The 23,870-nt window shown below is 72.9% G+C and carries 19 protein-coding genes, 2 tRNA genes and 1 pseudogene; 17 read left to right on the top strand and 5 right to left on the bottom strand.

Annotated features, from left to right (window positions below; genetic code table 11):
- Nucleotides 1-66 precede the first annotated feature (66 nt).
- Genes OHS58_RS15440 through OHS58_RS15410 form a run of 7 tightly spaced genes read left to right on the top strand, consistent with a single transcriptional unit; the run spans nt 67 to nt 11,201 of the window.
- Nucleotides 67-1,452, top strand: coding sequence for a serine hydrolase domain-containing protein (locus OHS58_RS15440; RefSeq protein ID WP_328648716.1), 1,386 nt, complete (start codon nt 67-69; stop codon nt 1,450-1,452).
- Nucleotides 1,449-2,336, top strand: a complete 888-nt coding sequence (locus OHS58_RS15435; RefSeq protein WP_328648715.1) for a serine hydrolase — start codon at nt 1,449-1,451, stop codon at nt 2,334-2,336. The genes OHS58_RS15440 and OHS58_RS15435 overlap by 4 nt, the downstream gene beginning before the upstream one ends.
- The gene (locus OHS58_RS15430; protein WP_328648714.1) at nt 2,333-3,922 is read left to right on the top strand and encodes an ABC transporter substrate-binding protein; all 1,590 of its coding nucleotides are present in this window, start codon (nt 2,333-2,335) and stop codon (nt 3,920-3,922) included. The genes OHS58_RS15435 and OHS58_RS15430 overlap by 4 nt, the downstream gene beginning before the upstream one ends.
- A complete protein-coding gene (locus tag OHS58_RS15425; RefSeq protein ID WP_326949175.1) occupies nt 3,919-4,899 on the top strand; it encodes an ABC transporter permease in 981 nt (326 codons plus the stop codon). Before OHS58_RS15430 ends, OHS58_RS15425 begins: the two co-directional genes overlap by 4 nt.
- Nucleotides 4,900-4,909: 10 nt before the next feature.
- Complete coding sequence (locus OHS58_RS15420; RefSeq protein WP_328648713.1) at nt 4,910-6,844, top strand: dipeptide/oligopeptide/nickel ABC transporter permease/ATP-binding protein; 1,935 nt, start codon at nt 4,910-4,912, stop codon at nt 6,842-6,844.
- Nucleotides 6,841-7,854, top strand: coding sequence for an ABC transporter ATP-binding protein (locus OHS58_RS15415; protein ID WP_328648712.1), 1,014 nt, complete (start codon nt 6,841-6,843; stop codon nt 7,852-7,854). Before OHS58_RS15420 ends, OHS58_RS15415 begins: the two co-directional genes overlap by 4 nt.
- Complete coding sequence (locus OHS58_RS15410) at nt 7,851-11,201, top strand: serine hydrolase (protein ID WP_328648711.1); 3,351 nt, start codon at nt 7,851-7,853, stop codon at nt 11,199-11,201. The genes OHS58_RS15415 and OHS58_RS15410 overlap by 4 nt, the downstream gene beginning before the upstream one ends.
- Before the next feature lie 68 nt (nt 11,202-11,269).
- On the opposite strand, the gene OHS58_RS15405 is transcribed toward OHS58_RS15410, so the two are convergent.
- Nucleotides 11,270-12,202 (bottom strand): quinone oxidoreductase family protein, encoded by a 933-nt coding sequence (locus OHS58_RS15405; RefSeq protein WP_328648710.1) that lies wholly within the window; start codon nt 12,200-12,202, stop codon nt 11,270-11,272.
- Nucleotides 12,203-12,280: 78 nt separating this feature from the next.
- Here OHS58_RS15405 and OHS58_RS15400 point away from each other — a divergent pair, with 78 nt between their 5' ends.
- Nucleotides 12,281-12,694 carry a MarR family winged helix-turn-helix transcriptional regulator gene (locus tag OHS58_RS15400; protein WP_328648709.1) on the top strand — a complete coding sequence of 138 codons (414 nt, stop codon included), beginning with the start codon at nt 12,281-12,283 and terminating at the stop codon, nt 12,692-12,694.
- Between the two features lie 27 nt (nt 12,695-12,721).
- Here OHS58_RS15400 and OHS58_RS15395 read toward each other — a convergent pair whose 3' ends face one another.
- A complete protein-coding gene (locus OHS58_RS15395; RefSeq protein WP_328648708.1) occupies nt 12,722-14,182 on the bottom strand; it encodes a DHA2 family efflux MFS transporter permease subunit in 1,461 nt (486 codons plus the stop codon).
- A 196-nt stretch (nt 14,183-14,378) separates the two neighbouring features.
- On the opposite strand from OHS58_RS15395, the gene OHS58_RS15390 reads away from it, so the two are divergent.
- From OHS58_RS15390 to OHS58_RS15380, 3 genes are all read left to right on the top strand, one after another.
- Nucleotides 14,379-14,453: transfer RNA gene (locus OHS58_RS15390), tRNA-Val, on the top strand.
- A gap of 36 nt (nt 14,454-14,489) precedes the next feature.
- Nucleotides 14,490-14,561 (top strand) — tRNA-Val (locus tag OHS58_RS15385).
- 306 nt (nt 14,562-14,867) lie between these two features.
- Nucleotides 14,868-15,113 carry a DUF4287 domain-containing protein gene (locus tag OHS58_RS15380; protein WP_247051367.1) on the top strand — a complete coding sequence of 82 codons (246 nt, stop codon included), beginning with the start codon at nt 14,868-14,870 and terminating at the stop codon, nt 15,111-15,113.
- Between the two features lie 406 nt (nt 15,114-15,519).
- Here OHS58_RS15380 and OHS58_RS15375 read toward each other — a convergent pair whose 3' ends face one another.
- Nucleotides 15,520-16,293: an NAD(P)-dependent oxidoreductase gene (locus OHS58_RS15375; RefSeq protein WP_328648707.1), complete on the bottom strand. Its 774-nt coding sequence runs from the start codon at nt 16,291-16,293 to the stop codon at nt 15,520-15,522.
- 77 nt (nt 16,294-16,370) lie between these two features.
- Here OHS58_RS15375 and OHS58_RS15370 point away from each other — a divergent pair, with 77 nt between their 5' ends.
- The 3 genes from OHS58_RS15370 to OHS58_RS15360 are packed head-to-tail and all read left to right on the top strand — an operon-like array spanning nt 16,371 to nt 18,857.
- Nucleotides 16,371-17,045, top strand: a complete 675-nt coding sequence (locus tag OHS58_RS15370; protein WP_328648706.1) for a GntR family transcriptional regulator — start codon at nt 16,371-16,373, stop codon at nt 17,043-17,045.
- A 55-nt stretch (nt 17,046-17,100) separates the two neighbouring features.
- Nucleotides 17,101-17,805, top strand: coding sequence for a 4-carboxy-4-hydroxy-2-oxoadipate aldolase/oxaloacetate decarboxylase (locus OHS58_RS15365; RefSeq protein WP_326953661.1), 705 nt, complete (start codon nt 17,101-17,103; stop codon nt 17,803-17,805).
- Nucleotides 17,802-18,857, top strand: coding sequence for a 4-oxalomesaconate tautomerase (locus OHS58_RS15360; protein ID WP_328648705.1), 1,056 nt, complete (start codon nt 17,802-17,804; stop codon nt 18,855-18,857). Before OHS58_RS15365 ends, OHS58_RS15360 begins: the two co-directional genes overlap by 4 nt.
- A gap of 20 nt (nt 18,858-18,877) precedes the next feature.
- On the opposite strand, the gene OHS58_RS15355 is transcribed toward OHS58_RS15360, so the two are convergent.
- Nucleotides 18,878-19,450, bottom strand: coding sequence for a hypothetical protein (locus OHS58_RS15355; RefSeq protein WP_328648704.1), 573 nt, complete (start codon nt 19,448-19,450; stop codon nt 18,878-18,880).
- A gap of 63 nt (nt 19,451-19,513) precedes the next feature.
- Here OHS58_RS15355 and OHS58_RS15350 point away from each other — a divergent pair, with 63 nt between their 5' ends.
- Nucleotides 19,514-20,551, top strand: a complete 1,038-nt coding sequence (locus OHS58_RS15350; RefSeq protein ID WP_328648703.1) for a zinc-binding dehydrogenase — start codon at nt 19,514-19,516, stop codon at nt 20,549-20,551.
- A 162-nt stretch (nt 20,552-20,713) separates the two neighbouring features.
- A pseudogene (locus OHS58_RS15345) lies at nt 20,714-20,920 on the top strand (response regulator transcription factor); the annotation flags it as partial.
- Nucleotides 20,921-20,989: 69 nt separating this feature from the next.
- On the opposite strand, the gene OHS58_RS15340 reads toward OHS58_RS15345, so the two are convergent.
- The gene (locus OHS58_RS15340) at nt 20,990-22,471 is read right to left on the bottom strand and encodes an MFS transporter (protein WP_442875537.1); all 1,482 of its coding nucleotides are present in this window, start codon (nt 22,469-22,471) and stop codon (nt 20,990-20,992) included.
- Nucleotides 22,472-22,630: 159 nt separating this feature from the next.
- On the opposite strand from OHS58_RS15340, the gene OHS58_RS15335 reads away from it, so the two are divergent.
- Nucleotides 22,631-23,839: a cytochrome P450 gene (locus OHS58_RS15335; RefSeq protein ID WP_328648701.1), complete on the top strand. Its 1,209-nt coding sequence runs from the start codon at nt 22,631-22,633 to the stop codon at nt 23,837-23,839.
- Nucleotides 23,840-23,870 lie beyond the last annotated feature (31 nt).

Raw genomic sequence — 23,870 nt, 5'->3', positions numbered from 1 at the left:
CGGCGGGGTAAGCGCAGGTCATAGCATCCCCGGCAACGCCGGTTCACCATCGGACGAGAGGCAATCATGGCGAAACTCACCGACCTCGGGGCCTGGCTCGAAAGCCGGCTTCCCGCACTGCTGGCCGAAAACCACGTGCCGGCCGCGTCGGTCGCCGTGTACGCCGGCGGCGAGATCCTCGACCGCGCGGCCGGGGTGCTCAACAAGGGCACCGGCGTCGAGGCGGACGCCGACTCGGTGTTCCAGATCGGCTCGGTCACCAAGGTCTGGACGGTGACGCTGGCGATGCAGCTCGTCGACGAGGGGAAGCTGGACCTCGACGAGCCCGTCCGCCGGTACCTGCCCGGGTTCGCGCTCGCCGACGACGACGCGGCCGCGCGGATCACCGTCCGGCAGCTGATGTGCCACACCTCCGGCTTCGAAGGCGACATCTTCACCGACACCGGCCGCGGCGAGGACTGCGTCGAGAAGTACGTCGCCACCCTCCACGACGTGCCCCAGCTCTTCCCGCCCGGCGAGATGTTCTCCTACAACAACGCCGCGCTCTGCGTGCTCGGCCGCGTCGTGGAAGTGCTGCGGGACAAGGACTACAACCAGAGCCTGGCTGACCACCTGTTCGTCCCGCTGGGCCTGACGCACGCGGCGCAGAGCCCGTACGAGGCGATCCGGTTCCGCGCCGCGCTCGGCCACCTGTCGCCGGAGCCGGGCGCCGAGCCGGAACCCGCCGGGATCTGGGCGCTGGCGCCGTCGAACGCGCCGGCCGGCTCGATGCTCGCGATGCGGGCGCGCGACCTCGCGACGTTCGCCGGCATGCACCTGCGTGATGGCGAGGCCCCGGACGGCACCCGCGTGCTGAGCGCGGCGAGCGCCCAGGCTATGCGGGAACGCCTGGTGGAGCTGCCCGACCTCGGCCTGATGGGCGACGCGTGGGGGCTCGGCTGGTCGCTGTTCGACTCACCCGGCGGCGCCCTGGTCGGGCACGACGGCAACACGATCGGCCAGGCGTCGTTCCTGCGGGTCGCCCCGGAGCACGGCGTCGCCGTCGCGCTGCTGACCAACGGCGGCGACCCGATCCCGCTCTACACCGAGATCATCGGCCACGTCCTGCGGGAGCTGACCGGCATCGAGCTGACCCCGCCGCCGGTGCCGGACCCCGCCGCGCCGCGGGTGGACGCCTCCCGGTACGTCGGCGAGTACTCCTCGACGGTCGCGGACATCGTGGTCAGCCAAGACGACAGCGGCCGCGTCTGGGTGGAGCGCGTCCCGAAGGGGATCTTCGCCGAGCTGAGCGGCCCGGTGAAGAGCGAGCTGGTCGCGATGAACGGCGACACGCTGATCCTCGCCGAGCCGATGCAGGGCATGTACATCCCGCACGCCTTCGTCGGCGACGACGGCACCGGCCACGCCCTGTACCTGCACACCGGGCGCGCCGACCGCCGGGTGCGTGCATGACCGGTGTCGAAGACGAGATCACCGCGGTGTTCACCGCGGCGGGCGCGCGCGGCTTCGTCCACGCGCGGGAGATCGGCGGCGGCCCGGGCGAGGTGGCACTCGGCGCGGACGACCCGGTCGTGCTGGCGTCGGTGTTCAAGATCCCGGTCGCCGTAGCCTACGCCCGGGAGGTCGTGGCGGGCCGCCTCGACGAGACCGAGCGCACCCGCGTCGGGCAGCGCTACCGCATCGGCGGGATCGGCACCGCCGGCTGCGAAGACGACGTCGAGATGAGCTGGCGCGACCTCGCGCTGTTCATGCTGACCATGAGCGACAACGCCGCCACCGATGTGATCTACCACCGGATCGGCCAGGACGCCGTCGACCGCGTCTTGGCCGACCTGGACCTGAAGCGGACGCGGCTGATCGGCTGCTGCGAGGACCTGTTCGCCTCGGTCCTGGCCGACCTGGGCGCCGACGGTGGCCTCGACGCCGCGTTCGCCGGGGCCACCCCGGAGCAGACGTGGAAGCTCTCGGTGCTCGACCCGGAGCGCACGACGTCGTCGACGCCCCGGGAGGTCACCACCCTGCTCGACGCCGTCTGGACCGATCGCGCCGCCGAACCCGCGGCCTGCGAGCGCGTCCGCTCGATGATGGCGCGTCAGATCTGGCCGCACCGGATCTCCTCCGGCTTCGGTTCGGACGTCACGATCGCGGCCAAGACCGGCACCCTGCCGGCCGTCCGCAACGAAGCCGGTGTGCTGTCCTTTCCGGACGGACGCCGGTTCGCCGTCGCGGTCTTCACCCGCGCGGACTCGCTCGACGAACGGCAGCCCGCCGTCGACGCCGCGATCGGCGCGGCCGCCCGCCTCGCCGTGGACCACCTGCGGAAGGAAACCCCATGACCCCCACACGGACCGCGGTGGTCCTGCTCGGCGGGCTCGCCCTCGTGGCGACCGCCTGCGCGGGACCGGGAGACACCGGCTCGAGCCAGACCCCCGTCGACGGCGGGACGTTCACCTTCGCCATCGGCTCCGACCCGGGCAACCTCGACCCGCACATGTCGGTGCTGTCGGTGACCGGCCAGGTCGACAAGTTCCTCTACGACTCCCTGCTCGAGCTCAGCGCGGACGGCAAGCCGCTGCCGGAGCTGGCCGAGAAGTGGGCCGCCACCTCGACGACCGCCGCGACCTTCACCCTGCGCCAGGGGCTCACCTGCGCGGACGGCGCCCCGCTGACCGCCGCCGACGTCGCGGCGAACATCGTGTTCGTCGGCGACCCGGTGAACAAGTCGCCCTTCGCCGGCCTGACGATCGCGCCCGGCACGAAGGCCACCGCGGACGAGGCCACCCGCACGATCACCGTCACCTCCGGCGCGCCGGACGCGTTCCTGCTCCGCAACATCGGTGCGCTGCCGATCGTCTGCGGCAAGGGCCTGGCCGACCGCAAGCTGCTGGCGAAGGGCGAGAGCGGCACCGGCCTGTTCGCCGTCTCCGAAGCCGTGCCGAACGACCACTACACGTTCACCCGCCGCAAGGACTACGCCTGGGGCCCGGGGGACTGGAAGGCCGAGCCGGGCCTGCCCGACAAGCTCGTCCTGCGGGTCATCTCCAACACCTCGACGGCGGCGAACCTGCTGCTCTCGGGCGAGCTCAACGCCGCGGCGATCACCGGCCCGGACCGCCAGCGCCTCGACGCGCGCAAGCTGTTCCACGCCGACTACAACGCGCCGCTCGGCGAGATCTACTACAACCAGGCCGCGGGCCGGCCCGGCGAGGACGAAGCCGTGCGGCGCGCGCTGACGCAGTCGCTCGACCTGGCGCAGCTGGGCAAGGTGCTCACCAGCGGCACGGGCAAGCCGTCGCAGAGCATGGTCACGGCCGACCCCAAGGCGTGCGCGGGCGACACCATCACCGGCAACCTGCCGGCCCACGACGCCGCCGCGGCCGCGGCCGCGCTGGACGCCGCGGGGTGGCAGGCCGGCGGGGACGGCGTCCGGGTGAAGAACGGCAAGCGCCTGACGCTGAACGTCATCTACGGCACCCAGCTCGGCCCGACGATGGCGCCGACGGCAGAGCTGTTCCAGCAGACCTGGAAGGCGCTCGGCGCCGAGGTCACGCTCAAGGGCGTCGACAGCCCTGGCCTGTCCCAGGTGCTGTTCGGCACCGGCGAGTGGGAGGTCTCGCTCGGCCCGCTCGGGCTCGCGCTGCCCAGCCAGCTGGTGCCGTTCGTGTCCGGCCCGGCCGCGCCGGACGGGACGAACTTCGCGCACATCGCCAACCCCACCTACGACCAGGGTGTGAAGCAGGCCGCCGCGACGAGCGGCGACGCCAGCTGCCCGACCTGGATCGCCGCGGAGACGGCGCTGATCAAGCGGGTGGACGTGGTGCCCTACGTCGACTCCGTCATCCCGATCTACGGCAGCGGCACGAAGTTCACGCTCAGCCAGGGCGCCGTGCTGCCGTCCTCGATCCGGATGTACGCGAAATGACCACGGCGACGGCGCCCGCCGGCCTGCGGGGCAGCCCGTGGCCGGCGTTCGCCGGGCGCCGGCTGGCCCGGTTCGCCGTGTCGCTGTGGGCGTTGGTGACCGCGGCGTTCCTGATGATCCACCTGGTCCCCGGCGACCCGGTGCGGGCCGCGCTCGGGATGACCGCGCCCGCCGCCCTGGTGCGGGCGCGCCGCGCCGAGCTCGGCCTGGACGATCCACTGTGGACGCAGTACGGGCACTACCTGCGCGGGCTGGTCACCGGCGACTTCGGGACGTCGATGGCGAGCGGGCAGCCGGTGACGCAGGTGATCGGCGACCGGCTGCCGGCGACGTTGCAGCTGGCCGTGCTGGCGTTCGTGGTGGTCGTCGTGGTCGCGGTGCCGGTCGGCGTGTGCTTCGCGGTGCTGACGCGCGGTGGCCGTCGCCGGGGTGGTGAGCTGGCGTTCACGTCGGGGAGCGTGCTGCTCGCCGCCATCCCGGACTTCCTGCTGGCGGTCGGGCTGGTGGCGGTGTTCGCGGTCGGTTTCGGCTGGTTCCCGGTCGCGGGCGGGGACGGCCCGGGCGCGTACGTGCTGCCGGTGGCGGCCCTCACGATCGGGCCGGCCGCGGTGCTCGCCCGGATCGTCCGGGTGGAGCTGCTTTCGGTGCTGGGCGCCGACTTCGTCCGCACCGCGCGGGCGAAACGGCTGCCCGCGCGGCTGGTGTACGTCCGGCACGCGCTGCCGAACGCGCTGACCGCGACGCTGACCCTGGGCGGGCTGATGCTGACCGGCCTGGTCGCGGGCACCGTGCTGGTGGAGAACGTGTTCGCCTGGCCCGGGCTCGGCTCGACGATCGTGCAGTCGATCCTGCAGAAGGACTACCCGCTGGTGCAGGGGATCGTGCTCGTCTACGGCATCGGTGTGCTGCTGGTGAACCTGCTGGTCGACGTCGTGCTCGGGCTGCTCGACCCGCGTTCGACGATCCGGGAGAGCTGAGGTGACGGCGATGCGCGCACGGCGTGGTTCAGGGAAGAAGCGCGGCTCGGTGTGGACGACGGCCGTGCGCACTCCGGTGGGCGCGTGCTCGGCGGTGCTGCTGGTGCTGGTGATCGCGCTGTCCGTGCTGGCGCCGCTGTTCTGGGGCGACGGCGCCGCGGTGGTCGACACCGACGCGATCGGCCAGGGCGCGTCCGCGGCGCACCCGTTCGGCACCGACTCCCTCGGCCGCGACATCTTCCTGCGCACGCTCGTCGCGACCCGGCTCTCGGTCGGCCTCGCGGTGCTCGCGACCGTGATCGGCGTCGGCGCCGGGGTGCTCCTCGGGTCGTTGCCGGCTGTGCTGCCCCGGTGGGCCGGCCGGCTGCTCACCGCGGCGATCAACATCGCCGTCGCGTTCCCCGGGCTGCTGCTGGCGCTGTTCTTCGCCGTGATCTTCGGTGTCGGCACGCACGGCGCGGTGCTGGCGATCGCGTTCGCGATGGCGCCGGCGTTCGCCCGGCTGGTCCAGACGCTCTCGGCGTCGGTGGCCGGGCGCGACTTCGTCGCCGCGGCCCGGGTGTCCGGCGTCGGCCGGATCCGGCTGCTGGCCCGGCACGTGCTGCCGAACATCGGCGAACCGCTGGTCGTCAACGCGACCATCGGCGCCGGGTCGTCGTTGCTCGCCTTCGCCGGGCTCTCGTTCCTCGGCATCGGCGTGCAGGCCCCGGACTACGACTGGGGCCGGCTGCTGCGCGAAGGCCTGGACGGGATCTACGTGACGCCGGTGGCCGCGATCGCGCCCGGCGTCGCCGTCGTGCTCGCCGGGCTGGCGTTCAACCTGGTCGGGGAGACCGTGGCCGCCGTGGTCGGGGTCCGCTCCCGCGCCGCCCGGAGCGCGTCCGGCCCGGTGCCCGTGCCGCGGCCCGCGGTCGTCGAGGCACCGTCGGACGACGCCGTGCTCGTCGTCGAGAACCTGCAGGTGGCGTTCCCGCGAGCGGGTGGGTGGACGGTGCCGGTGCGCGGCGTCAGTTTCACCGTGCGCGCCGGCGAGGCGATCGGCGTCGTCGGCGAGTCCGGCTCCGGCAAGAGCCTGACGGCGCTGGCCGTGTCACGGCTGATCGAGCTGCCCGGAGTCGTGACCGCGGACCGGCTGGAGTTCGCCGGCACGTCGCTGCTCTCCGCGTCCGACCGCGAGCTGCGCGGCCTGCTCGGGACGTCGCTGGCCATGGTGTTCCAGGACCCGATGACGTCGTTCAACCCGGCGCGGCGCGTCGGCGGGCAGCTGGCGGAGGTGTCCGAGCAGCACCACGGCCTGTCGCGGCGCGCGGCGTTCGACCGCGCGGTGGACCGGCTCGCCGCCGTGCGCGTCCCGGCCGCCCGGCGGCGCGCCCGGCAGTACCCGCACGAGTTCTCCGGCGGCATGCGCCAGCGCGCGATGATCGGCATGGGCTTGATGGGCTCGCCGAAGCTGATCGTCGCGGACGAGCCGACGACGGCCCTCGACGTCACGGTCCAGCGCCAGGTGCTGCGGCTGCTGGCCCGCACGCGTGACGCCGAGGGCGCGGCGATCCTGCTGATCAGCCACGACATCGCGGTGGTTTCCCAGACGTGCGAACGGATGCTGGTGATGTACGCCGGCCGCGTCGTCGAGGACCTGCCGACGGCGGACCTCCCGGGCGCGGCCCGCCACCCGTACACGCGGGCGCTGCTGGCCACGACGGTCGACCTCGGCACCGACCGCGACGAGCCCCTCGCCGTGATCCCCGGCCGGCCGCCGGAGCCGGACCAGGTCCCGGTGGGCTGCGCGTTCGCGGCCCGGTGCCCGCTGGCGACCGAGCGTTGTCTCACCGAGGATCCGGTGCTGGAACGGGCCGGAGACGGCCACGGCGTGGCGTGCTGGCACCCGCACGAGACCGCCGTGAGTGTCCTTTCCGGACAGTCGCGAAAGGAAGGTGCCGCGTGAGCGAGCTGCGGTTCGACACGGTGAGCGTCCGGTACGGCCGGCTGACGGCGGTGGACGGCGTCAACCTGACCGTCCCGTCCGGACAGGTCGTCGGCCTGGTCGGCGAGTCCGGCTCCGGCAAGTCGACGCTGGCCAGGGCCGCGGTCGGGCTGGCCCCGGTCAGCGGCGGCCGGGTGCTGCTCGACGGCGTCGACGTCCGGCGCCTGCCCCGGCGCAAGCCGCTGCAGATGGTGTTCCAGGACCCGTACTCCTCGCTGGACCCGCGGATGGCCGTCGGCGAGTCCATCGCCGAGGCGATGCCGCGCGGCGCGCACCGCGGCGGGGCCGCCCGGCGGGCCGAGGTCGCGCGGCTGCTCGAACTCGTCAACCTGGACCCGGAACGCGCCACGACACTGCCCGGTCAGCTGTCGGGTGGGCAACGCCAGCGCGTCGCCCTCGCCCGGGCGCTCGCCGGGCAGCCGAAGGTGCTGATCGCCGACGAGATCACGTCCGCGCTCGACGTCTCGGTGCAGGGCGCCGTGCTCAACCTGGTCCGCGACGTCCAGCGGCGCCTCGCGCTGTCGATGCTGTTCATCTCCCACAACCTCGCCGTGGTGCGGTACGTGAGCGACTTCGTCGCGGTGCTGTACCTCGGCCGGATCGTCGAGGCCGGGCCGGCCGAGCAGGTGCTCACCGATCCGCGGCACCCCTACACGCGGGAACTGCTGGCCGCCGCGCCGTCCGCGCACCACGGCCTGCTCGACGACCCCGGCGTCGACGCGCTCGCCGACACCGAACCCGCCGACCCGCACCACCCGCCGTCCGGCTGCCACTTCCACCCGCGGTGCCCGATCGGCCCGCTCGTGCACCCCGACCGCACCGTCTGCCTCAGCGCCGACCCGGCCGCCGCGGCCGCGGAACGACCCCACGCCGCGGCGTGCCACTTCGCCACGACCGCACCGATTCCTGCTGCGCCCAATTCCACTGCTCCGAATCACACTGCGCCGAATCCCACGAGGAGATCCGCATGACCCGCCGCCTGAGCGCCGACGACCTGTACGCCCTGGAGTTCCCCGAGCAGCCCGCGCTTTCCCCGGACGGCACGCGGATCGCCTACGTCGTGCGGACCGCCGACCGCGACGCGGACCGCGACACCCGCTCGCTCTGGCTGGTCGCCACGAGCGGCGGCCCGGCGCGCCGGCTGACCCGCGGGACCGCCGACCTCGCCCCGGTGTGGTCGCCCGACGGCACGCGGATCGCGTTCCTGCGCGCCGCGGACGGCCCGGCGCAGCTGTGGCTGCTGCCCGCCGACGGCGGCGAACCCGAGCAGGTCACCACGCTCCCGCTCGGCGCGGGCAGCCCGGTGTGGCGGCCGGACGGCGCCGAGATCGCCTTCTCCGCCCCGGTCGACCTGGCCGCGGACGAGGGTGACGACGACGCCGCCCGCGGCCGCCGCGCGGGTGCCCCGGTGGTCGCCGACCGGCTCGACTTCAAGGCCGACGGCGCCGGGCTGCTGCGGACCCTGCGCAAGCACGTCCACGTCCTCGACGTCGCCTCGGGTGACGTCCGGCAGGTGACGGCGGGGGACTGGCACGCGGGCGATCCCGCGTGGTCGCCGGACGGTGCGCTGCTGGCCTTCCCGGCCGGCCCGGAGGCCGACGCCGACCTGACGTTCCGCTCCGGCGCCTACGTCCTCGAAGCCGGCAACCGCCTCGCCGAGCCGCGCCCGGTCGGCTCCGGCGACGGCATGTGCGGCACGGTCACCTGGACCGCCGACGGCACCGCGCTGCTCGTCGCCGGCCGCCGCGACACCGCGCCCGGCCACCTCGGCCTGCTGCGGATTCCCGTGGACGGCGGGGAAACCGTCGACCTGGCCGCACCGCTGGACCGGAACGTGATGCCGGGCGGCCCGGGCTACCCCGGCGCGGTCCCGGTGCTGACCGGAGACGGCACCACCGTCGTGTTCTGCGTCCGCGACCGCGGGTACACGCACGTCTACGCGGTCGGCGTCGACGGCGGCGAACCGCGGCTCGTCGCCGGGGGCACCGGGAACACCCTGTCGGACGTCTCCGTCGCCGGGGACACCGCGGCGGTCGTGCTGGCCACGCCGACGTCGTACGGCGAGATCGCGACGGTCGCCGTCGCCGGGGGAGCGCCCGAAGTCCTCACCACGCACGGCAGCGGGGCCGAGGTCGAGTTGTTCACCCGCGAGGAGCGCGAGTTCACCATCTCGGACGGCACGGTCGTGCACGGCTGGCTGGTGCGCGACCCCGCCCGCACCGGCCCGCGGCCGCTGCTGCTGGACATCCACGGCGGCCCGCACAACGCGTGGAGCGGCACCGCCGACGCCGTCCACGCCTACCACCAGCAGCTGGCCGCGCGCGGCTGGGCGGTGCTGCTGCTCAACCCGCGCGGCAGCGACGGCTACGGCGAAGCGTTCTACACCGCGGCCGTCGGCGCCTGGGGTGTCGCCGACGCCAAGGACTTCCTCGAGCCGCTGGACGCGCTCGTCGCCGAAGGGGTCGCGGACGCGCAGCGGCTCGCCGTCTCCGGCTACAGCTACGGCGGCTTCATGACGTGCTACCTGACCAGCCACGACGACCGGTTCGCCGCGGCCGTCGCCGGCGGTGTCGTCAGCGACGCGGTCAGCATGGCCGGCACGTCCGACAGCGGGCACTACCTCGGCGTCGTCGAACTGGGCGGAGCGTCCTCTGTGGACGAAGCGCACTTCGGTGCGTCGTCGCCGCTGGCCCGGGTCGGGCAGGTCCGCACGCCGACGCTGGTGGTGCACGGCGCCGACGACGACCGCTGCCCGGTCGGGCAGGCCGAGCAGTGGTTCACGGCGTTGCGCGAGCAGGGCGTGCCGACCCGGCTGGTGCTCTACCCCGGCGCGTCACACCTGTTCATCCTGGAGGGGAAACCCTCGCACCGCAGCGACTTCAACCGCCGCGTCGTCGACTGGGTCGAGCAGCACGCGGGCTCGCCGGGGCGCGTCCCGCTCGACGGCGCGCACTGGCAGCGGCGGCTGACCGCGCTCGCGCGCAAGTACCGCGTCCCCGGCGCGACCCTGGGCATCCTGCGCCTCGACGGTGACGAGCAGGCCTTCGCGCACACCGGCGTGCTGAACAAGGCGACCGGCGTCGCCGTCACCGGCGAGTCGGTGTTCCAGATCGGCTCGATCACCAAGGTGTGGACGGCGACCGTCGCCATGCAGCTCGTCGACGAAGGCCTGCTCGACCTGGACGCGCCGATCGCCGACGTGCTGCCGGAGCTGCGGCTGGCCGATCCGGACGTCACCAAGCAGGTGACGTTGCGGCACCTGCTGACCCACACCAGCGGCATCGACGGCGACGTCTTCACCGACACCGGCCGCGGCGACGACTGCGTGGAGAAGTACGTCGCCGTGCTGGACCAGGCCGCGCAGACCCACCCGCTCGGCGCGACGCTGTCCTACTGCAACTCGGGCTTCATCCTGGCCGGCCGCGTCATCGAGAAGCTGACCGGCAAGACCTGGGACGCGGCGTTGCGGGAGCGGCTGTTCACCCCGCTCGGCCTGACGCACACGGGCACCCTGCCCGAGGAGGCGCTGCTGTTCGGCGCGGCGATGGGCCACGTCGCGGCGGGCGACGAGGAGCCGCAGCCGGCGCCGGTCTGGGGCCTGCCGCGCTCGGCGGGCCCGGCCGGCCTGATCACGGCGACCCCGGCGGACGTCCTGGCCTTCGCCCGCCTGCACCTGCGGGGCGGCCTCGGCCCGGACGGCGCGCGCGTCCTCTCGGCGGCGTCCGCCACGGCGATGACCGAGTGGCAGGCGGACATGCCGGACAAGCACACCCTCGGTGATTCGTGGGGCCTGGGCTGGATCCGCTTCGACTGGGACGGCCACCGCGTCTACGGCCACGACGGCAACACGATCGGCCAGGCGGCGTTCCTCCGCATCCTGCCGGACCAGGGCCTCGCGGTCACGCTGCTCGCCAACGGCGGCGGCACGCACGACCTGTACGAGGAGCTGTACCGCGAGATCTTCGCGGAACTGGCGGGAGTGGCGATGCCGCAACCGCTCGTGCCCGCTGACACACCGCCGTCGGTCGACGTCTCGGAGTTCCTCGGGACGTACGAGCGGGAGTCGGTGCGGACGGAGGTCCTCAGCACGGACTCGGGCCTGCGCATCCGCCAGACGGTCACGGGCCCGCTCGCCGAGCTGGTCCCGGAACCGACGACGGAGGACGACCTGATCCCGATCAGCGCGACCCAGTTCGCCCTGCGCCCCGCGGGCACGCGCTCGTGGCAGTCGGTGACGTTCTACCAGCTCCCGACGGGGGAGCGGTACCTGCACAGCGGAGTCCGGGCCACCCCGAAGGTGAGCGGCTCGCCGGCCTGAAGTCCGTGAATGCCACATCGAGGGACACTTGGTCCCTCGATGTGGCATTCACGGCTTACGCCCCGCGGTCAGGGGACGATCACGACGCGGCGGTCGTCGCCGTCGTCCTTCCAGGCCGCTTCGACGTCCTCCAGCGGGACCGTGCGCGTGTCGATCCGGAAGGTGCCGCGGCCGACTTCCGCCGCGAGGGCGGGCAGTTCCGCGACGATGTCCCGTGTCGGCACCGAACCCTGGCCGCTGCCCACCAGCTGCAGCCGCGCGGCCCGCAACGCGGCGGAGGGCAGCGACGCCGTCCGGCCCGCGACCGAGCCGATCTCGATCCACGTCAGCGGGCGGGCCCGGTCGCCGCGGTGCGTGACGATCTCGCGCATCGCCTCGGCCGTCGGCTCGCCCCAGACGTAGTCCAGGACCACGTCGACGTCCGCGCCCGCCGCGCCGACGTCGGCGAGGGGGACCGCGACGTCGGCGCCCAGGTCCGGCAGCGTCGCGAGGCGGCCGGGGTCCCGGCCCGCGGCGACGACCCGCCCGGCGCCGAGGTGCCGGGCCACCTGGACGGCCAGCCGGCCCGCGTTGCCGGTCGCGCCCAGGACGAGGACGTCCTGTCCGGCCGTGAACTCGATCCGCCGCCGCAGCGCGATCCACGCCGACATCGCCGGGTTCATGCCCGCGGCCACGAGCACGGGGTCGACGTCGTCGGGCAGCACGACGCTGCGGCGCAGGTCGACGACCGTCCGCTCGGCCAGCGCGCCCATCGCCGTGTCCGGCAGGACGAAGTAGCGCAGGCGGCCGTCGGGCGCGCGGCCCACGCCGTCGATGCCCGGCACGAACGGCAGCTCGGCGGACTCGGTGTAGTGCGAACCGTCGGCCTGGGAGCGCACCCGCGGGTGCAGGCCGACGGCGACGACGTCGACGAGCACCTCGTCCGGCGTTCCCGGCACGGGGACGGGAAAGTCCTGGCAGGTCGGCGGTGTGCCGAACGACGTGACGACCGCTGCGCGCATGGTGACCCCTTGATAAGTAGTTGGTAGTGCCAAGTAGATTAGCTGGCATTACCAACTAGTTCAAGGTAGCGTGGCGGTATGACCGAACCCGGGCCCGACGAGGTGCTGGACCACCTGGTCCAGGTGTCCTTCACGGTGATGGCGCTGCTCAGCCGCGCGGCGGCCGCGCACGACCTGTCGCTGACGCAGCTGCGCGCGCTGGCGATCCTGCGCGACCGCACGCCGAAGATGGCGGAGCTGGCGGACTACCTCGGCCTGGACCGCTCGTCGGTGACCGGCCTGATCGACCGGGCCGTCAAGCGCGGCCTGGTCCGGCGGGAGGCCAGCGAAGACGACGGGCGCGCGGTGCGCGTCGGCCTGACCGAGGAAGCGCAGCGCCTAGCCCGAAAACTGGAGGCGGAGGTCGCCGGGCTGCTGGCGCCGCTGACCCGCGACCTCACCCCGGCCGAACGCACCCGGCTCGGCACGCTCCTCGGCCGCATGCTCCCTTGACCCGCGCAGGCTTTCGTCGAGTGGGACTCAGTCCGAAGTGGACACTGCCGGCTCGGTGGACGTGCCGCTGGAGCGCCGGATCAGCCAGCTGAGCGCGAAGGCCACCAGGCCGATGCACCCGGCGACCACGAACGCCATCCGCAGCCCCGAGGCGTCCGGGCTGCCCGCTGTCGCGTCCGCGGTGCCGAGCGTGGCCACGCTGACGAACAGCGCCGTGCCCATCGCGCCCGCCACCTGCTGCAGCGTCGAGAGGATCGCGCTGCCGTGGGAGTACAGGTGCTCGGGCAGCACGCCGAGCGACTCCGTCATCAGCGGCGTCATCATCAGGCCCAGCCCGGCCATCAGCAGCACGTGGATCCCGATCACCGCGATCAGCGGCGACGCCGGCCCCAGCAGCGTGAACAGCCACAGCGACAACGCCATGGCCGCCGCGCCGGGGATGACCAGCGGGCGGGCGCCCACCCGGTCGAACAACGCGCCCACCGGACGGCCCAGCAAGCCCAGCACGAGCCCGCCCGGCAGCACCGCCAGCCCGCTGACGAACGTGGTCGTCTTCAGCACCGTCTGCAGGTAGAGCGGCAGCAGGATCGCGGCCGCGCCGATCAGGCAGACGAACAGCAACGCCGTCAGCACCAGCGCCACCACGAACGGGCGGTGGGTGAACGGCCGCAGGTCCAGCAGTGCGCGGTCACGGCGTTGCAGGCGCACCTGCCGCCACGTGAACACCACGAGCGCGACCAGCCCGACGACGATCGGCACCCATGCCGGCACCGGCGGCTCGACCCCGGCGGCCTCGCCGGTCGACGACAGCCCGTACAGCAGCCCGCCAAAGCCGATCGCGGACAGCAGCACCGACGGCACGTCCAGCGGCACCCGGCGGTTCTCGCTGTGCAGCCGCAGCCGCAGCAGGCCGATCACCAGCGCCGCCAGCGACAGCGGCAGCACGATCCAGAACATCCACCGCCAGCCCAGCCCCGACAGCACCGCGCCGCCGATCGTCGGCCCGATCGCCGGCGCCACGGCGATGACGATCGTGATCGTGCCCATCGTCGCGCCCCGCCGCTGCGGCGGCACCAGCCGCATCACGGTCGTCATCAGCAGCGGCAGCATCACGGCCGTGCCGCACGCCTGCACCACGCGCCCGACCATCAGCACCCCGAACCCGGGCGCGAGCGCGCTGATCAAGGTGCCGAGGCTGAACGCCGTCAGCGACACGAGGAACACCTGCCGCGGCGTGAACCGCTCGAGCAGGAACCCGGTCGCCGGGATCACCACGGCCATCGTCAGCAGGAAACCACTGGTCAGCCACTGCACGGTCGTCGTCGGCACGTGCAGGTCGACGGTCAGGTCCCGCAACGCGACGCTCAGGATCGTCTCGTTCAGGATCATCACGAACGCCGACAGCACGAGAACCCCGATGAGGAGCCCCGAGCCCGCCGGAGCGTCCGTCCGGTCGTCGGTGGGTGCGGTGTGCACGGTGTCGGTCATCGAGGTGGGAACTCCTGGTCACCGCGCCGGCGACGGTCGGGGGAAGTGCGCTGGTCTCCCGTCCAGTCTGCCTGGCCCGCGGCCCCGGTGTCACGGCGGTTTCGACCGTGGTCCCGGTCACTCCGGCGCAAGGGGAACCCCCTGCAACCCCGGCATCACCGTCCGATATGCTTCTGCGAGTACGGACTTCCGGAGCGCGCGATTAGCTCAGCGGGAGAGCGCTTCCCTGACACGGAAGAGGTCACTGGTTCAATCCCAGTATCGCGCACCAGGGTTCCCCGACCCTCACAGCCGGAGTTCGTACCGCGGGCGATTAGCTCAGGGGGAGAGCGCTTCGTTCACACCGAAGAGGTCACTGGTTCGATCCCAGTATCGCCCACGAGAATTCGCGGAAGCCCCTGTTTGCGGAAAGCGCAAACCGGGGCTTTTCTCGTTGTGTCTTGTGGGGGCCGAGCCCCCACGCCCCCGCCGGGGGCAAGCCCAGGACCCCCGCGTGTGGTTCTGTCGGGCTGGCGGCTCGCCTTTTGTTGTTCCCCCTTTCGGGTAATCGTGTGCCTTCCCGGTGGTTGTCCACTGTGGATCTTGGTGACTGTTGTCGTTGGAGTTTGTGCTGGTCGGGGCTTGACAAGAAAAGTTGTCGGTGGGAGTGTTGTGGGTAACGGGACCTCGACCTCTGGGAGCGGACATGTCTTTTCAGGCCTACCTCGACAACGCCGAGAAGCAGACCGGCATCACCCCGCGGGGCTTTCTGGAGCTGGTCGGTGGTCAGGGGCTGACCAAGCAGGGGGAGATCGTCGCCTGGCTCAAGACCGAGCACGGGCTGGGGCACGGGCACGCAACTGCGGTGGCCCGGCTTGTCGTCAAGGGCCCGGAGTTCGTCGCCGAGCACCACGGCGCCGTTCACCTCGACGGCCTCGCCGCCCGAGGGTGACCTCGGGCTGGCCGCCCGACTTGCTACCCAGAGCGGCCAACGCGGCGAGCAGAGCGCCTACCTCGCTGCCCGGAACAGCCGACTCGGTGCCCAGGGCGACTAACTCGCTGCCTGGAGTGGCCAATACGGCGACCGGAGCGGCCAACGCACCCGGGTTGGCGGCGTGTTGGCCGTTGCGGTGGGTGTGTTGGCTTTCCGGGCACCTTGTTGGCCGCCCCGGACAACCTCCCGGCTGAGCTGTTCGGGGATCGGCAGGGTCGGGAGCGCGATCGTGCCCGCCCGGCCGGGCTCTGGATGATGAGGCGGCCGCTCCGGGTGTGCGGCAGGGGGCGATCCGCTTGCGTCCCGGTGCCGGGGGTCGTGAGTGTTTAGGAGGGTTCTAACCCTCCTAAACACTCACGACCTCTTACTTCGGCTGCTTCGCCAACTTGGCCAGCTGGTCTCGTGCCGCGCTCGCTACGTTCGAGGGCACGCCCAGCTCGGTGAGCATCTCGGCTGCTGCCGCCATCTCTGCCGTGCGGCGGACTGCGTGCGTGTGGGAGCCCGTGACCAGACGCTCCACTGTGGACTCGTTCGCGGCCGTCAGCTCGTCGGTGATCAGCTGCCGCAGCCAGTCCTCGCAGCCCGCTGCCCGCGCCGCGTGCAGGGCCTCCACCACCGCCGCGGACATGCCCTTGAAGAACACGCTTCGCAGCAGCTTTCGCTCCGCCGCCAGTCCCGCCTCGCCTGGCATGACCTCCACCGCCGCGCCGAGCGCGTTCAGGGTTTCGGCTACCGCGGCGGCCGCGGGGCCCGTTGCGAGCATCGGGACCCGCAGTCCGCGGCCCGGCACCGGCGCCATGATCGCGATGTCCGCGAACGCCGTGCCGTGGGAAGCCGCCGTCGAAGCCAGGCGGCGCTTCGCTCCGGGGGATGCCGTGTTCAGGTCGGCCCAGAGAGTGTCCGGTCCTATGCCGGAGAGGCCCGCGGACAGGGCGTCGTGGGCGGCCGACGCGCTGTTCACGCTCAGTACCACGTCCGCGCCCCTTGCGGCTTCCGCCTCGGAGCCGGTGGCGACGATCCCCGCCGGTGCGGGGGCGGCCGGGTCGTAGCCTCTCACCACCGCGCCGGCCGCCGTCAGGTCGCGGGCCAGCGCGCTGCCTGCTTCGCCCAGCCCCAGTACCGCGATGGTTCCGCGCATAGCACAATCCTCTCCGGACACCTACGATCGAGTAGACGATCTGCTCGACAAAATTGTCAACAAACAGGGGTGGAAGTATGCCGGAGACTGCCGCGGACCAGGGGCCGGGGGAACGATCCGTGGTGGCCGCCGTCCGCGACGCGATCGTCCGCGGCGAGTTCGTCCCCAACCAGCGGCTGGTCGAGGCCGACCTGTCCGCCCAGTTCGCGGCCAGCCGTGCCAGCGTGCGGTCCGCGCTCATCGAGCTCACCAACGAAGGCCTGGTCGAGCGGGTGCAGAACCGCGGCGCGCGGGTGCGCGCGGTCTCGCTGGAAGAGGCCGTCGAGATCTCCGAGGTGCGGATGATGCTCGAGTCGCTGTGCGCGGCGAAGGCCGCCGAGCGCATCGCCGACGCCGAGATCGCTGAGCTGCGCGAGCTGGGGGAGGCGATGCGCGCCGCCGTGTCGGGCGGGGACGTCGTCGGCTACTCCGGGCTCAACCAGCGGCTGCACCGCCGGGTCCGCGAGATCGGCGGGCAGCGCACCGCCGCGCAGGTCCTCGAACGGCTGCGCGGGCAGAGCGTCCGCCACCAGTTCCGGTTGGCCATGCGCCCCGGCCGGCCGCAGGTCTCGCTGCCCGAGCACCTCGCGATCATCGACGCGGTCTGCGCGCATCACCCGGTCGAGGCCGCCGAAGCCGCGCGGGTCCACCTGCAGAGCGTCATCGAGGCCCTGCGTGAGGCCGACGCCGCCGAGGTGTCCCACCTCCACTGAGTAACAGTCGCCAAGATTGTTGACAATTTCGTCGACGCTATCTAGCGTCGACGGCATGAACCCGGTGATCGTCACGAACCCGCCGCGCGCCGACGCCGGGCAGGTGACCCGGCTGGCCGAGTACGGCGTGGCCACGGTCCACGAAGCGCTCGGCCGCAGCGGCCTGCTCGGCCCGGACCTGCGGCCGATCCAGGACGGCGCGCGGATCGGCGGCACCGCCGTCACGGCGCTGTGCTGGCCGGGGGACAACCTGATGATCCACGCGGCCGTCGAGCAGTGCCGCGAGGGTGACGTCCTGGTCGTCACCACGACTTCGCCGTCGCGCGACGGCCTCTTCGGCGAACTCTTCGCCACCGCGCTGCGCCACCGCGGCGTGCGCGGCCTGGTCATCAACGCCGGCGTCCGCGACGTCGCCGAACTGCGCGAGCTGGGCTTCCCGGTGTGGTCGGCCGCGGTCAGCGCCCAGGGCACGGTCAAGGCGACGGCCGGCGCGGTCAACGTCCCGGTCGTGCTCGGCGGCCAGGTCGTCCACCCGGGCGACGCGATCCTGGCCGACGACGACGGCGTGCTGCGCGTCCGGCGACAGGACGTCGAAGCGGGCCTGACGGCTTCCCAGGCCCGGCTGGAGAAGGAAGCCGCCGCGCGCGAGGCGTTCGCCGCCGGCCAGCTCGGTCTCGACCGCTACGGCCTGCGCGAGAAGCTCGAGGCGCTGGGCGTCCGCTACCTCACCGCCGAGGAGTACGAGAAGGAGCAGGGATGACCGGCGTGCGCTGCATGCTCATGCGCGGGGGCACCTCGAAGGGCGCCTACTTCCTCGCCGACGACCTGCCCGCCGACCCGCGCGAACGCGACGACCTGCTGCTGCGGATCATGGGCAGCCCCGACCCGCGCCAGATCGACGGCCTCGGCGGCGCGCAGCCCGTCACCAGCAAGGTCGCCATCGTCGCGCCGCCCGGCGGGCCCGATCGCGACGTCGACTACCTGTTCCTGCAGCTCGGCGTCGGCGACGCCACCGTCTCCGACCGCCAGACCTGCGGCAACCTGCTCGCCGGGGTCGGCCAGTTCGCCGTCGAGCGCGGCCTGGTCCCGGCCGGCGGCGAACGCACCACCGTGCGCGTGCTCCTGGTCAACACCGGCTCCATCGCGGTCTCGACGTTCGCCACCCCCGGCGGCGAGGTCGGATACGCGGGATCGCTTGCCATCTCCGGTGTACCCGGCACGGCCGCGCCCGTGGAACTGGACTTCACCGAGACCGAAGGCTCGGTGTGCGGCAGTCTCCTGCCCACCGGCCGGATCCGCGACAACGTCGGCGGCCTCGAAGTGTCCTGTGTGGACAACGGGATGCCGGTCGTCGTGGCTCGCGCCACCGACTTCGGCATCACCGGCTACGAACCGGTCGAGGAACTGACCGGTCTCGCCGACCGGATCGACGCCCTGCGCGTCGAGGCGGGCAAGCTGATGGGCCTCGGCGACGTGCGCGGCAGCTCCGTCCCCAAGACCACGCTCGTCGCCGCCCCGCGTGACGGCGGCGCGATCGCCACCCGGACGTTCATCCCGGTGCGGCCGCACCCTGCGATCGGCGTGCTGGGCGGGGTCAGCGTCGTCACGGCCCTGCTGCTCGACGGCGCCGTCGGCCACGAACTGCTGGTCCGCCCGCCCGCCGGCGAGCCGATCGAGATCGAGCACGCGAGCGGCACGCTCGGCGTCGGGATCGAGTTCGACACCACGGCGACGCCACCGCGAGTCGCACGCTCGACGGTGTTCCGCACGGCACGGAAGTTGTTCGATGGCAACGTTTTCCCGCGCTCCTGAGGAGCTGAACCTGACGGTGTTCAGCTCTTGTCCCGCTCCTCCGGGTCGTCGGCTTCGTCGCCGTGAGCCAGGGTGCGCAGGGACGAGAACACGCTGACCCGGCGCATGTCCATCAGCTGCCAGCCGCGCGCTATGCCGAAGGCCAGGTCGCCGATCAGCACGTAGTACAGCGTGCGCAGCGGGTCCCAGTTGCCCGGTTCGGTGAGGAGCTCGACGCCGGCGTAGATCTCGAAGCCCGCGATCACCAGCAGGGCCGACGCCATGCGCAGCGAGCTCCAGTGCCCCAGCCGGTGCCGCACCGCCGTGACGATCGAGCGGATCGCCGCCGCGTCGAACACCAGGATGCCGACCCCGGACGCGACCGCCCAGCCGCCCGGCGAACTCCCGGGCACCAGGATCATCAGCGACAGCACCAGCGCGTTGGTGAACAACAGCATCGCGGCGGACGCGCGCGTGTGGTACTCGGCGTGCGTCGTCGTCCGGCGGACGCGGTCCGGGGACACCGAGACGGCCACGAACAGCAGGCCGATCAGCGCGCCGCTCGCACCGGCGACGGCGACGGCGAATTCGTGGTACTCGTCGGGGATGCCCATCGGCGCAACGTACTTCACCGGCGCGTTCCGCGCGCGAAGGCGCTTTGTGGTGTGATCGACGGCATGGGCGACACGATGCTGGCGGGCCGGCTCGATCTGGACAAGCGGGAGTTCGGGGTCGAAGAGGTGCCGATTCCGGCGCCCGGGCCGGGGGAGGTGCGGATCGCGGTCGCCGCGGCCGGCGTCTGCCTGTCCGACCTGCACCTCATCGACGGCACCCTGCCCGGCACCGGCACGGTCACCCTCGGCCACGAGGTCTCGGGCACCGTCGAGGCGCTCGGCCCGGACGTGCCGGCCCACCTCACCCTCGGCCTGCGCGTCACGCTGCAGGCCGGGCAGTCGTGCGAGGTCTGCGACCGGTGCCTGCGCCGGCAGCCGTGCCTGCGCTCGCGGGTGCGGGGCGTGCACTACGACGGCGGCTGGGCGGAGTACGCGCTCGCCCGCGCCGACACGGTCGTCCCGATCCCCGACGACCTGCCGTTCGACCAGGCGGCGATCATCCCGGACGCGGTGTCGACGCCGTACGCGGCGGTCGTCGCGACCGCGCAGGTGCGCCCGGCGCGCTCGGCGGGTGTGTGGGGCGCGGGCGGCCTCGGCGTCCACGGCCTGCAGGTGCTGCGGCTCGCGGGCGCGGCCCCGATCGTCGCGATCGACCCGCTGCCGGCGGCCCGGGAGCGGGCCCTGTCGTTCGGCGCGGACGTCGCCCTCGACCCCGCGGCTGCGGATTTCGCCGAGCGGATCGGCGCGCTGACGGGCGGGCGCGGGCTGGACTACGCGTTCGACTTCGCCGGGTACGCGGCGGTGCGCGAGCAGGCGGCCGCGGTGCTGGGCGCGCAGGGCGCGATGGTGCTCGCCGGGCTCACGAACGCGCCGCTGCACCTCCCGGACAGCGCCGGGCTGAGCGTGCGCGGCCAGCGGATCCTCGGGCACTTCGGCTCGTCGGGCGAGCACGTGCTCGAACTGGTCTCCCTGGCCCGCCACGGCCGGCTCGACCTGTCCCGGTCGATCAGCGCGCACGTCCCCCTGGCGGAGGCGGACCGGGCGGTGACGCAGCTCGCGGACAAGACGGGCAACCCCATCCGGCTGATCCTCGTCCCGTGACGATCAGTCCCATGTGGACGGTGTTCGACAGATTCGACAGCTCCGCAGCGGTCATCCGGAACCTGGTGTAACGACTGGGCTTCCCGCGCCGATGACGCCTCTGTGAGTCTGAAGGAAGCCCCGGTCATCAGCAACGGCTGGCGTGTCACAGCGAAGTTCACGATGACCGGTCGCGAGACCGAGATCCTCGACCTCATCGGCGAAGGCCTGCGCAACCAGGAGATCGCCCGGCGGTTGGTGATGAGCGAAGCCACGGTGAAGACGCACATCAACAACCTCTTCGCCAAGGCGGGGTTCCACTCGCGGGAAGACGCGGTCCTGTACGCGGTCGGCATCGCGGAGCCGGGCCGGTACCACCGCGCCGACTGACGCGGCGGCACCGCACCGGGGCCGGTACCGGTACCGCCGCGCCGGCTCGCGCGGCGGCACCCAACCGCGTCAGCCTTGTGCCGCCGCAACCGGTTCCGGCGTCGCGGGCGCCGCGGCGGCCGGCGTGTGCTTGGGCAGGAACGCGGCGATCGTCAGCGCGATGAGGGCCGCGCCGGAGCCCATGGCCAGCACCACGCGGAAACCGCTCGCCGCGGGCAGCGTCGCCGGTCCGAAGTGGACGGTCAGCTGCGCCAGCACCAGACCCGCTGTCGCGCTGGAGATCGACGTGCCGATCGAGCGCATCAGCGTGTTCAAGCTGTTCGCCGCGGCCGTTTCCGACACCGGGACCGCCGCCATCACCAGGCCGGGCATCGCGCCGTAGGCGAGGCCGATGCCGCCGCCGATGACGCACGAGATCAGGACCAGGTGCCAGACCTCGCTCATCAGCACGATGCCGATCGCGTACCCGATCGCGACGACCACCGCGCCGAGCATCAGCGTCGTCTTCGGGCCGCGGGTGCGCGAGATCCGCGCGGACACCGGCGCGAGCGCCATCATGACGAGGCCGGACGGCGCCATCACCAGGCCCACCACCAGCATCGACCGGCCGAGGCCGTACCCGGTGGCCGCCGGCAGCTGCAGCAGCTGGGGCAGGACCAGCGACATCGCGAACATCGCGAAGCCGAACACCGCGGACGCGAGGTTGGTCAGCAGCACCTGGCGCCGCGCGGTGGTGCGCAGGTCGACCAGCGGCTGCCGGGTCCGCAGCTCCCAGCGGCCCCACAGCAGCAGGATGACGACGGCGGCGGCGAACAGGCCGAGCGTCGGCGCGCTGCCCCAGCCCCAGTCCGCGCCCTTGGAGATGGCCAGCAGCAGGCACACCAGGGCGATCGACAGCCCGGCCGCGCCCGGCACGTCGAACCGCCCGCCGGTGCGCACCGGCGACTCGGGCACCAGCGCGACGACGAGCCCGGTGACGACCAGGCCGAGCCCGGCCGAGGTCCAGAACAGCACGTGCCAGTCGGCGTGCTCGGCCAGCAGCGCGGCCGCGGGCAGGCCCAGCGCGCCGCCGACGCCGAGGGACGCGCTCATCAGCGCCGTCGCCGAGCCGAGCCGTTCCGCCGGGAGCTCGTCGCGCATGATGCTGATCCCGAGCGGGATGACGCCCGCCGCGAGGCCCTGCAGCGTCCGCCCGGCGACCATCGGCACCAGGGTGTCGGACAGCGCGCCGATCGCCGAGCCGGCGACCAGGGCGCCGAGGCTGACCAGCAGCATCCGCCGCTTGCCGTACATGTCGCCGAGCCGCCCGACCGTCGGCGTCGCGACCGCGCCCGCGAGCAGGGTGGCCGTGATGGCCCAGGTCGCGTCGGAGGCGGACGCGTGCAGCAGTCCGGGCAGCGCCGGGATCAGGGGGATCACGAGCGTCTGCATCAGCGAAACGACGATGCCGGCGAACGCGAGGACCGCGACGACGAGGTTCGCCCTCGGCGCGGTTTCCCCGGCGGGGGCGGGAGGTCTGGACACGGGCGGGGTCCTCCAACGGGGACGCATCGGGCGTTCGGGTCGATTTAAAGCAACCGCTTGACTAGCGTAGCAGCCTTCGGTTGACTGCTGACGTACTGACGGCGCACCACGAGGAGGATGCACGGTGGTCCTCGGCTGGAACACGCCGAAGCAGACCCGCGCCCGCGTCCACTGTGGAGGAACCGGATGACCAGCACGCTCGGGATCCCGGAGTTCCCGATGACCCGCGCCGCGGGCTGCCCGTTCGACCCGCCGCCGGCCGCCCGCGCGTTGCAGGAGGAGGCCCCGCTCAAGCGGGTGAAGCTGTGGGACGGCTCCACGCCGTGGCTGGTGACCCGCTACGCCGAGCAGCGCACGCTGCTGGCCGACCCGCGGGTCAGCGCCGACATCTCCCGGCCCGGGTACCCGAGCCCCGCACCGCTGCCGAAGGGCGGTGGCAGCGGCATCAGCTTCATCCTGATGGACAACCCCGAGCACGCCCGGCTGCGGCGGATGGTCACGGCGCCGTTCACCATCCGGCGCACCGAGAAGCTGCGCCCGGCGGTGCAGCGGATCGTCGACGACCAGCTCGACGGCCTGCTGGCCGGCCCCAACCCGGTCGACCTCGTCGAGGCGTTCGCGCTGCCGGTGCCGTCACTGGTGATCTGCGAGCTGCTCGGCGTGCCCTACGCCGACCACAGCTTCTTCCAGGAGAACAGCAAGGTCATCATCCGGCGGGACGCGAAGCCCGAAGAGCGCGCCGCCGGGCACCGGGCGCTCATCGGCTACCTCGACGAGCTGATGGGCAAGAAGCTGGCCGAACCGGCCGACGACCTGCTCTCCGGGCTCGCCACCCGCGTCAACGCGGGGGAGCTGACCCGGGCGGAGGCGGCCCAGATGGGCGTCCTGCTGCTCATCGCCGGGCACGAGACCACGGCGAACATGATCGCGCTCGGCACGCTGGCCCTGCTGGAGCACCCGGACCAGCTGAAGCTGCTGCGGGAGACCGACGACCCGAAGCTGGTCGCCTCGGCCGTCGAGGAACTGTTGCGCTACCTGAACATCACGCACAACGGACGGCGCCGGCTCGCGCTGGAGGACATCGAGATCGCCGGCGAGACCGTGCGCGCGGGTGAGGGCATGATCATGGCGAACGACATCGCCAACCGCGACCCGGACGTCTTCCCGGACGGCGACCGCCTCGACCTGAGCCGCGACGCGCACCGGCACATCGCGTTCGGCTTCGGCGTCCACCAGTGCCTCGGCCAGCCGCTGGCCCGGCTGGAGCTGCAGGTCGTCTACAGCACGCTGTACCGCCGGATCCCGACGCTCGCGCTGGCCACCGAGGTCGGCAAGGTCCCGTTCAAGCACGACGGGTCGGTCTACGGCGTCTACGAGCTGCCCGTCACCTGGTAGCAGCCGGACGAGCCCGCCGACGAGCCCGGGG

This window comes from Amycolatopsis sp. NBC_00348 (genome assembly GCF_036114655.1).
Classification (GTDB): domain Bacteria; phylum Actinomycetota; class Actinomycetes; order Mycobacteriales; family Pseudonocardiaceae; genus Amycolatopsis.
The sequence above is the reverse complement of the archived record's forward strand: the minus strand, read 5'-3'. Positions and strand labels throughout refer to the sequence as shown.

Bases quoted from the DNA above. Each gene is read 5' to 3' on its own strand.
- OHS58_RS15440 (WP_328648716.1), top strand. From the start codon at position 67: ATGGCGAAACTCACCGACCTCGGGGCCTGGCTCGAAAGCCGGCTTCCC.
- OHS58_RS15435 (WP_328648715.1), top strand. From the start codon at position 1,449: ATGACCGGTGTCGAAGACGAGATCACCGCGGTGTTCACCGCGGCGGGC.
- OHS58_RS15430 (WP_328648714.1), top strand. From the start codon at position 2,333: ATGACCCCCACACGGACCGCGGTGGTCCTGCTCGGCGGGCTCGCCCTC.
- OHS58_RS15425 (WP_326949175.1), top strand. From the start codon at position 3,919: ATGACCACGGCGACGGCGCCCGCCGGCCTGCGGGGCAGCCCGTGGCCG.
- OHS58_RS15420 (WP_328648713.1), top strand. From the start codon at position 4,910: ATGCGCGCACGGCGTGGTTCAGGGAAGAAGCGCGGCTCGGTGTGGACG.
- OHS58_RS15410 (WP_328648711.1), top strand. From the start codon at position 7,851: ATGACCCGCCGCCTGAGCGCCGACGACCTGTACGCCCTGGAGTTCCCC.
- OHS58_RS15405 (WP_328648710.1), bottom strand. From the start codon at position 12,202: ATGCGCGCAGCGGTCGTCACGTCGTTCGGCACACCGCCGACCTGCCAG.
- OHS58_RS15400 (WP_328648709.1), top strand. From the start codon at position 12,281: ATGACCGAACCCGGGCCCGACGAGGTGCTGGACCACCTGGTCCAGGTG.
- OHS58_RS15395 (WP_328648708.1), bottom strand. From the start codon at position 14,182: ATGACCGACACCGTGCACACCGCACCCACCGACGACCGGACGGACGCT.
- OHS58_RS15380 (WP_247051367.1), top strand. From the start codon at position 14,868: ATGTCTTTTCAGGCCTACCTCGACAACGCCGAGAAGCAGACCGGCATC.
- OHS58_RS15375 (WP_328648707.1), bottom strand. From the start codon at position 16,293: ATGCGCGGAACCATCGCGGTACTGGGGCTGGGCGAAGCAGGCAGCGCG.
- OHS58_RS15370 (WP_328648706.1), top strand. From the start codon at position 16,371: ATGCCGGAGACTGCCGCGGACCAGGGGCCGGGGGAACGATCCGTGGTG.
- OHS58_RS15365 (WP_326953661.1), top strand. From the start codon at position 17,101: ATGAACCCGGTGATCGTCACGAACCCGCCGCGCGCCGACGCCGGGCAG.
- OHS58_RS15360 (WP_328648705.1), top strand. From the start codon at position 17,802: ATGACCGGCGTGCGCTGCATGCTCATGCGCGGGGGCACCTCGAAGGGC.
- OHS58_RS15355 (WP_328648704.1), bottom strand. From the start codon at position 19,450: ATGGGCATCCCCGACGAGTACCACGAATTCGCCGTCGCCGTCGCCGGT.
- OHS58_RS15350 (WP_328648703.1), top strand. From the start codon at position 19,514: ATGGGCGACACGATGCTGGCGGGCCGGCTCGATCTGGACAAGCGGGAG.
- OHS58_RS15340 (WP_442875537.1), bottom strand. From the start codon at position 22,471: ATGCGTCCCCGTTGGAGGACCCCGCCCGTGTCCAGACCTCCCGCCCCC.
- OHS58_RS15335 (WP_328648701.1), top strand. From the start codon at position 22,631: ATGACCAGCACGCTCGGGATCCCGGAGTTCCCGATGACCCGCGCCGCG.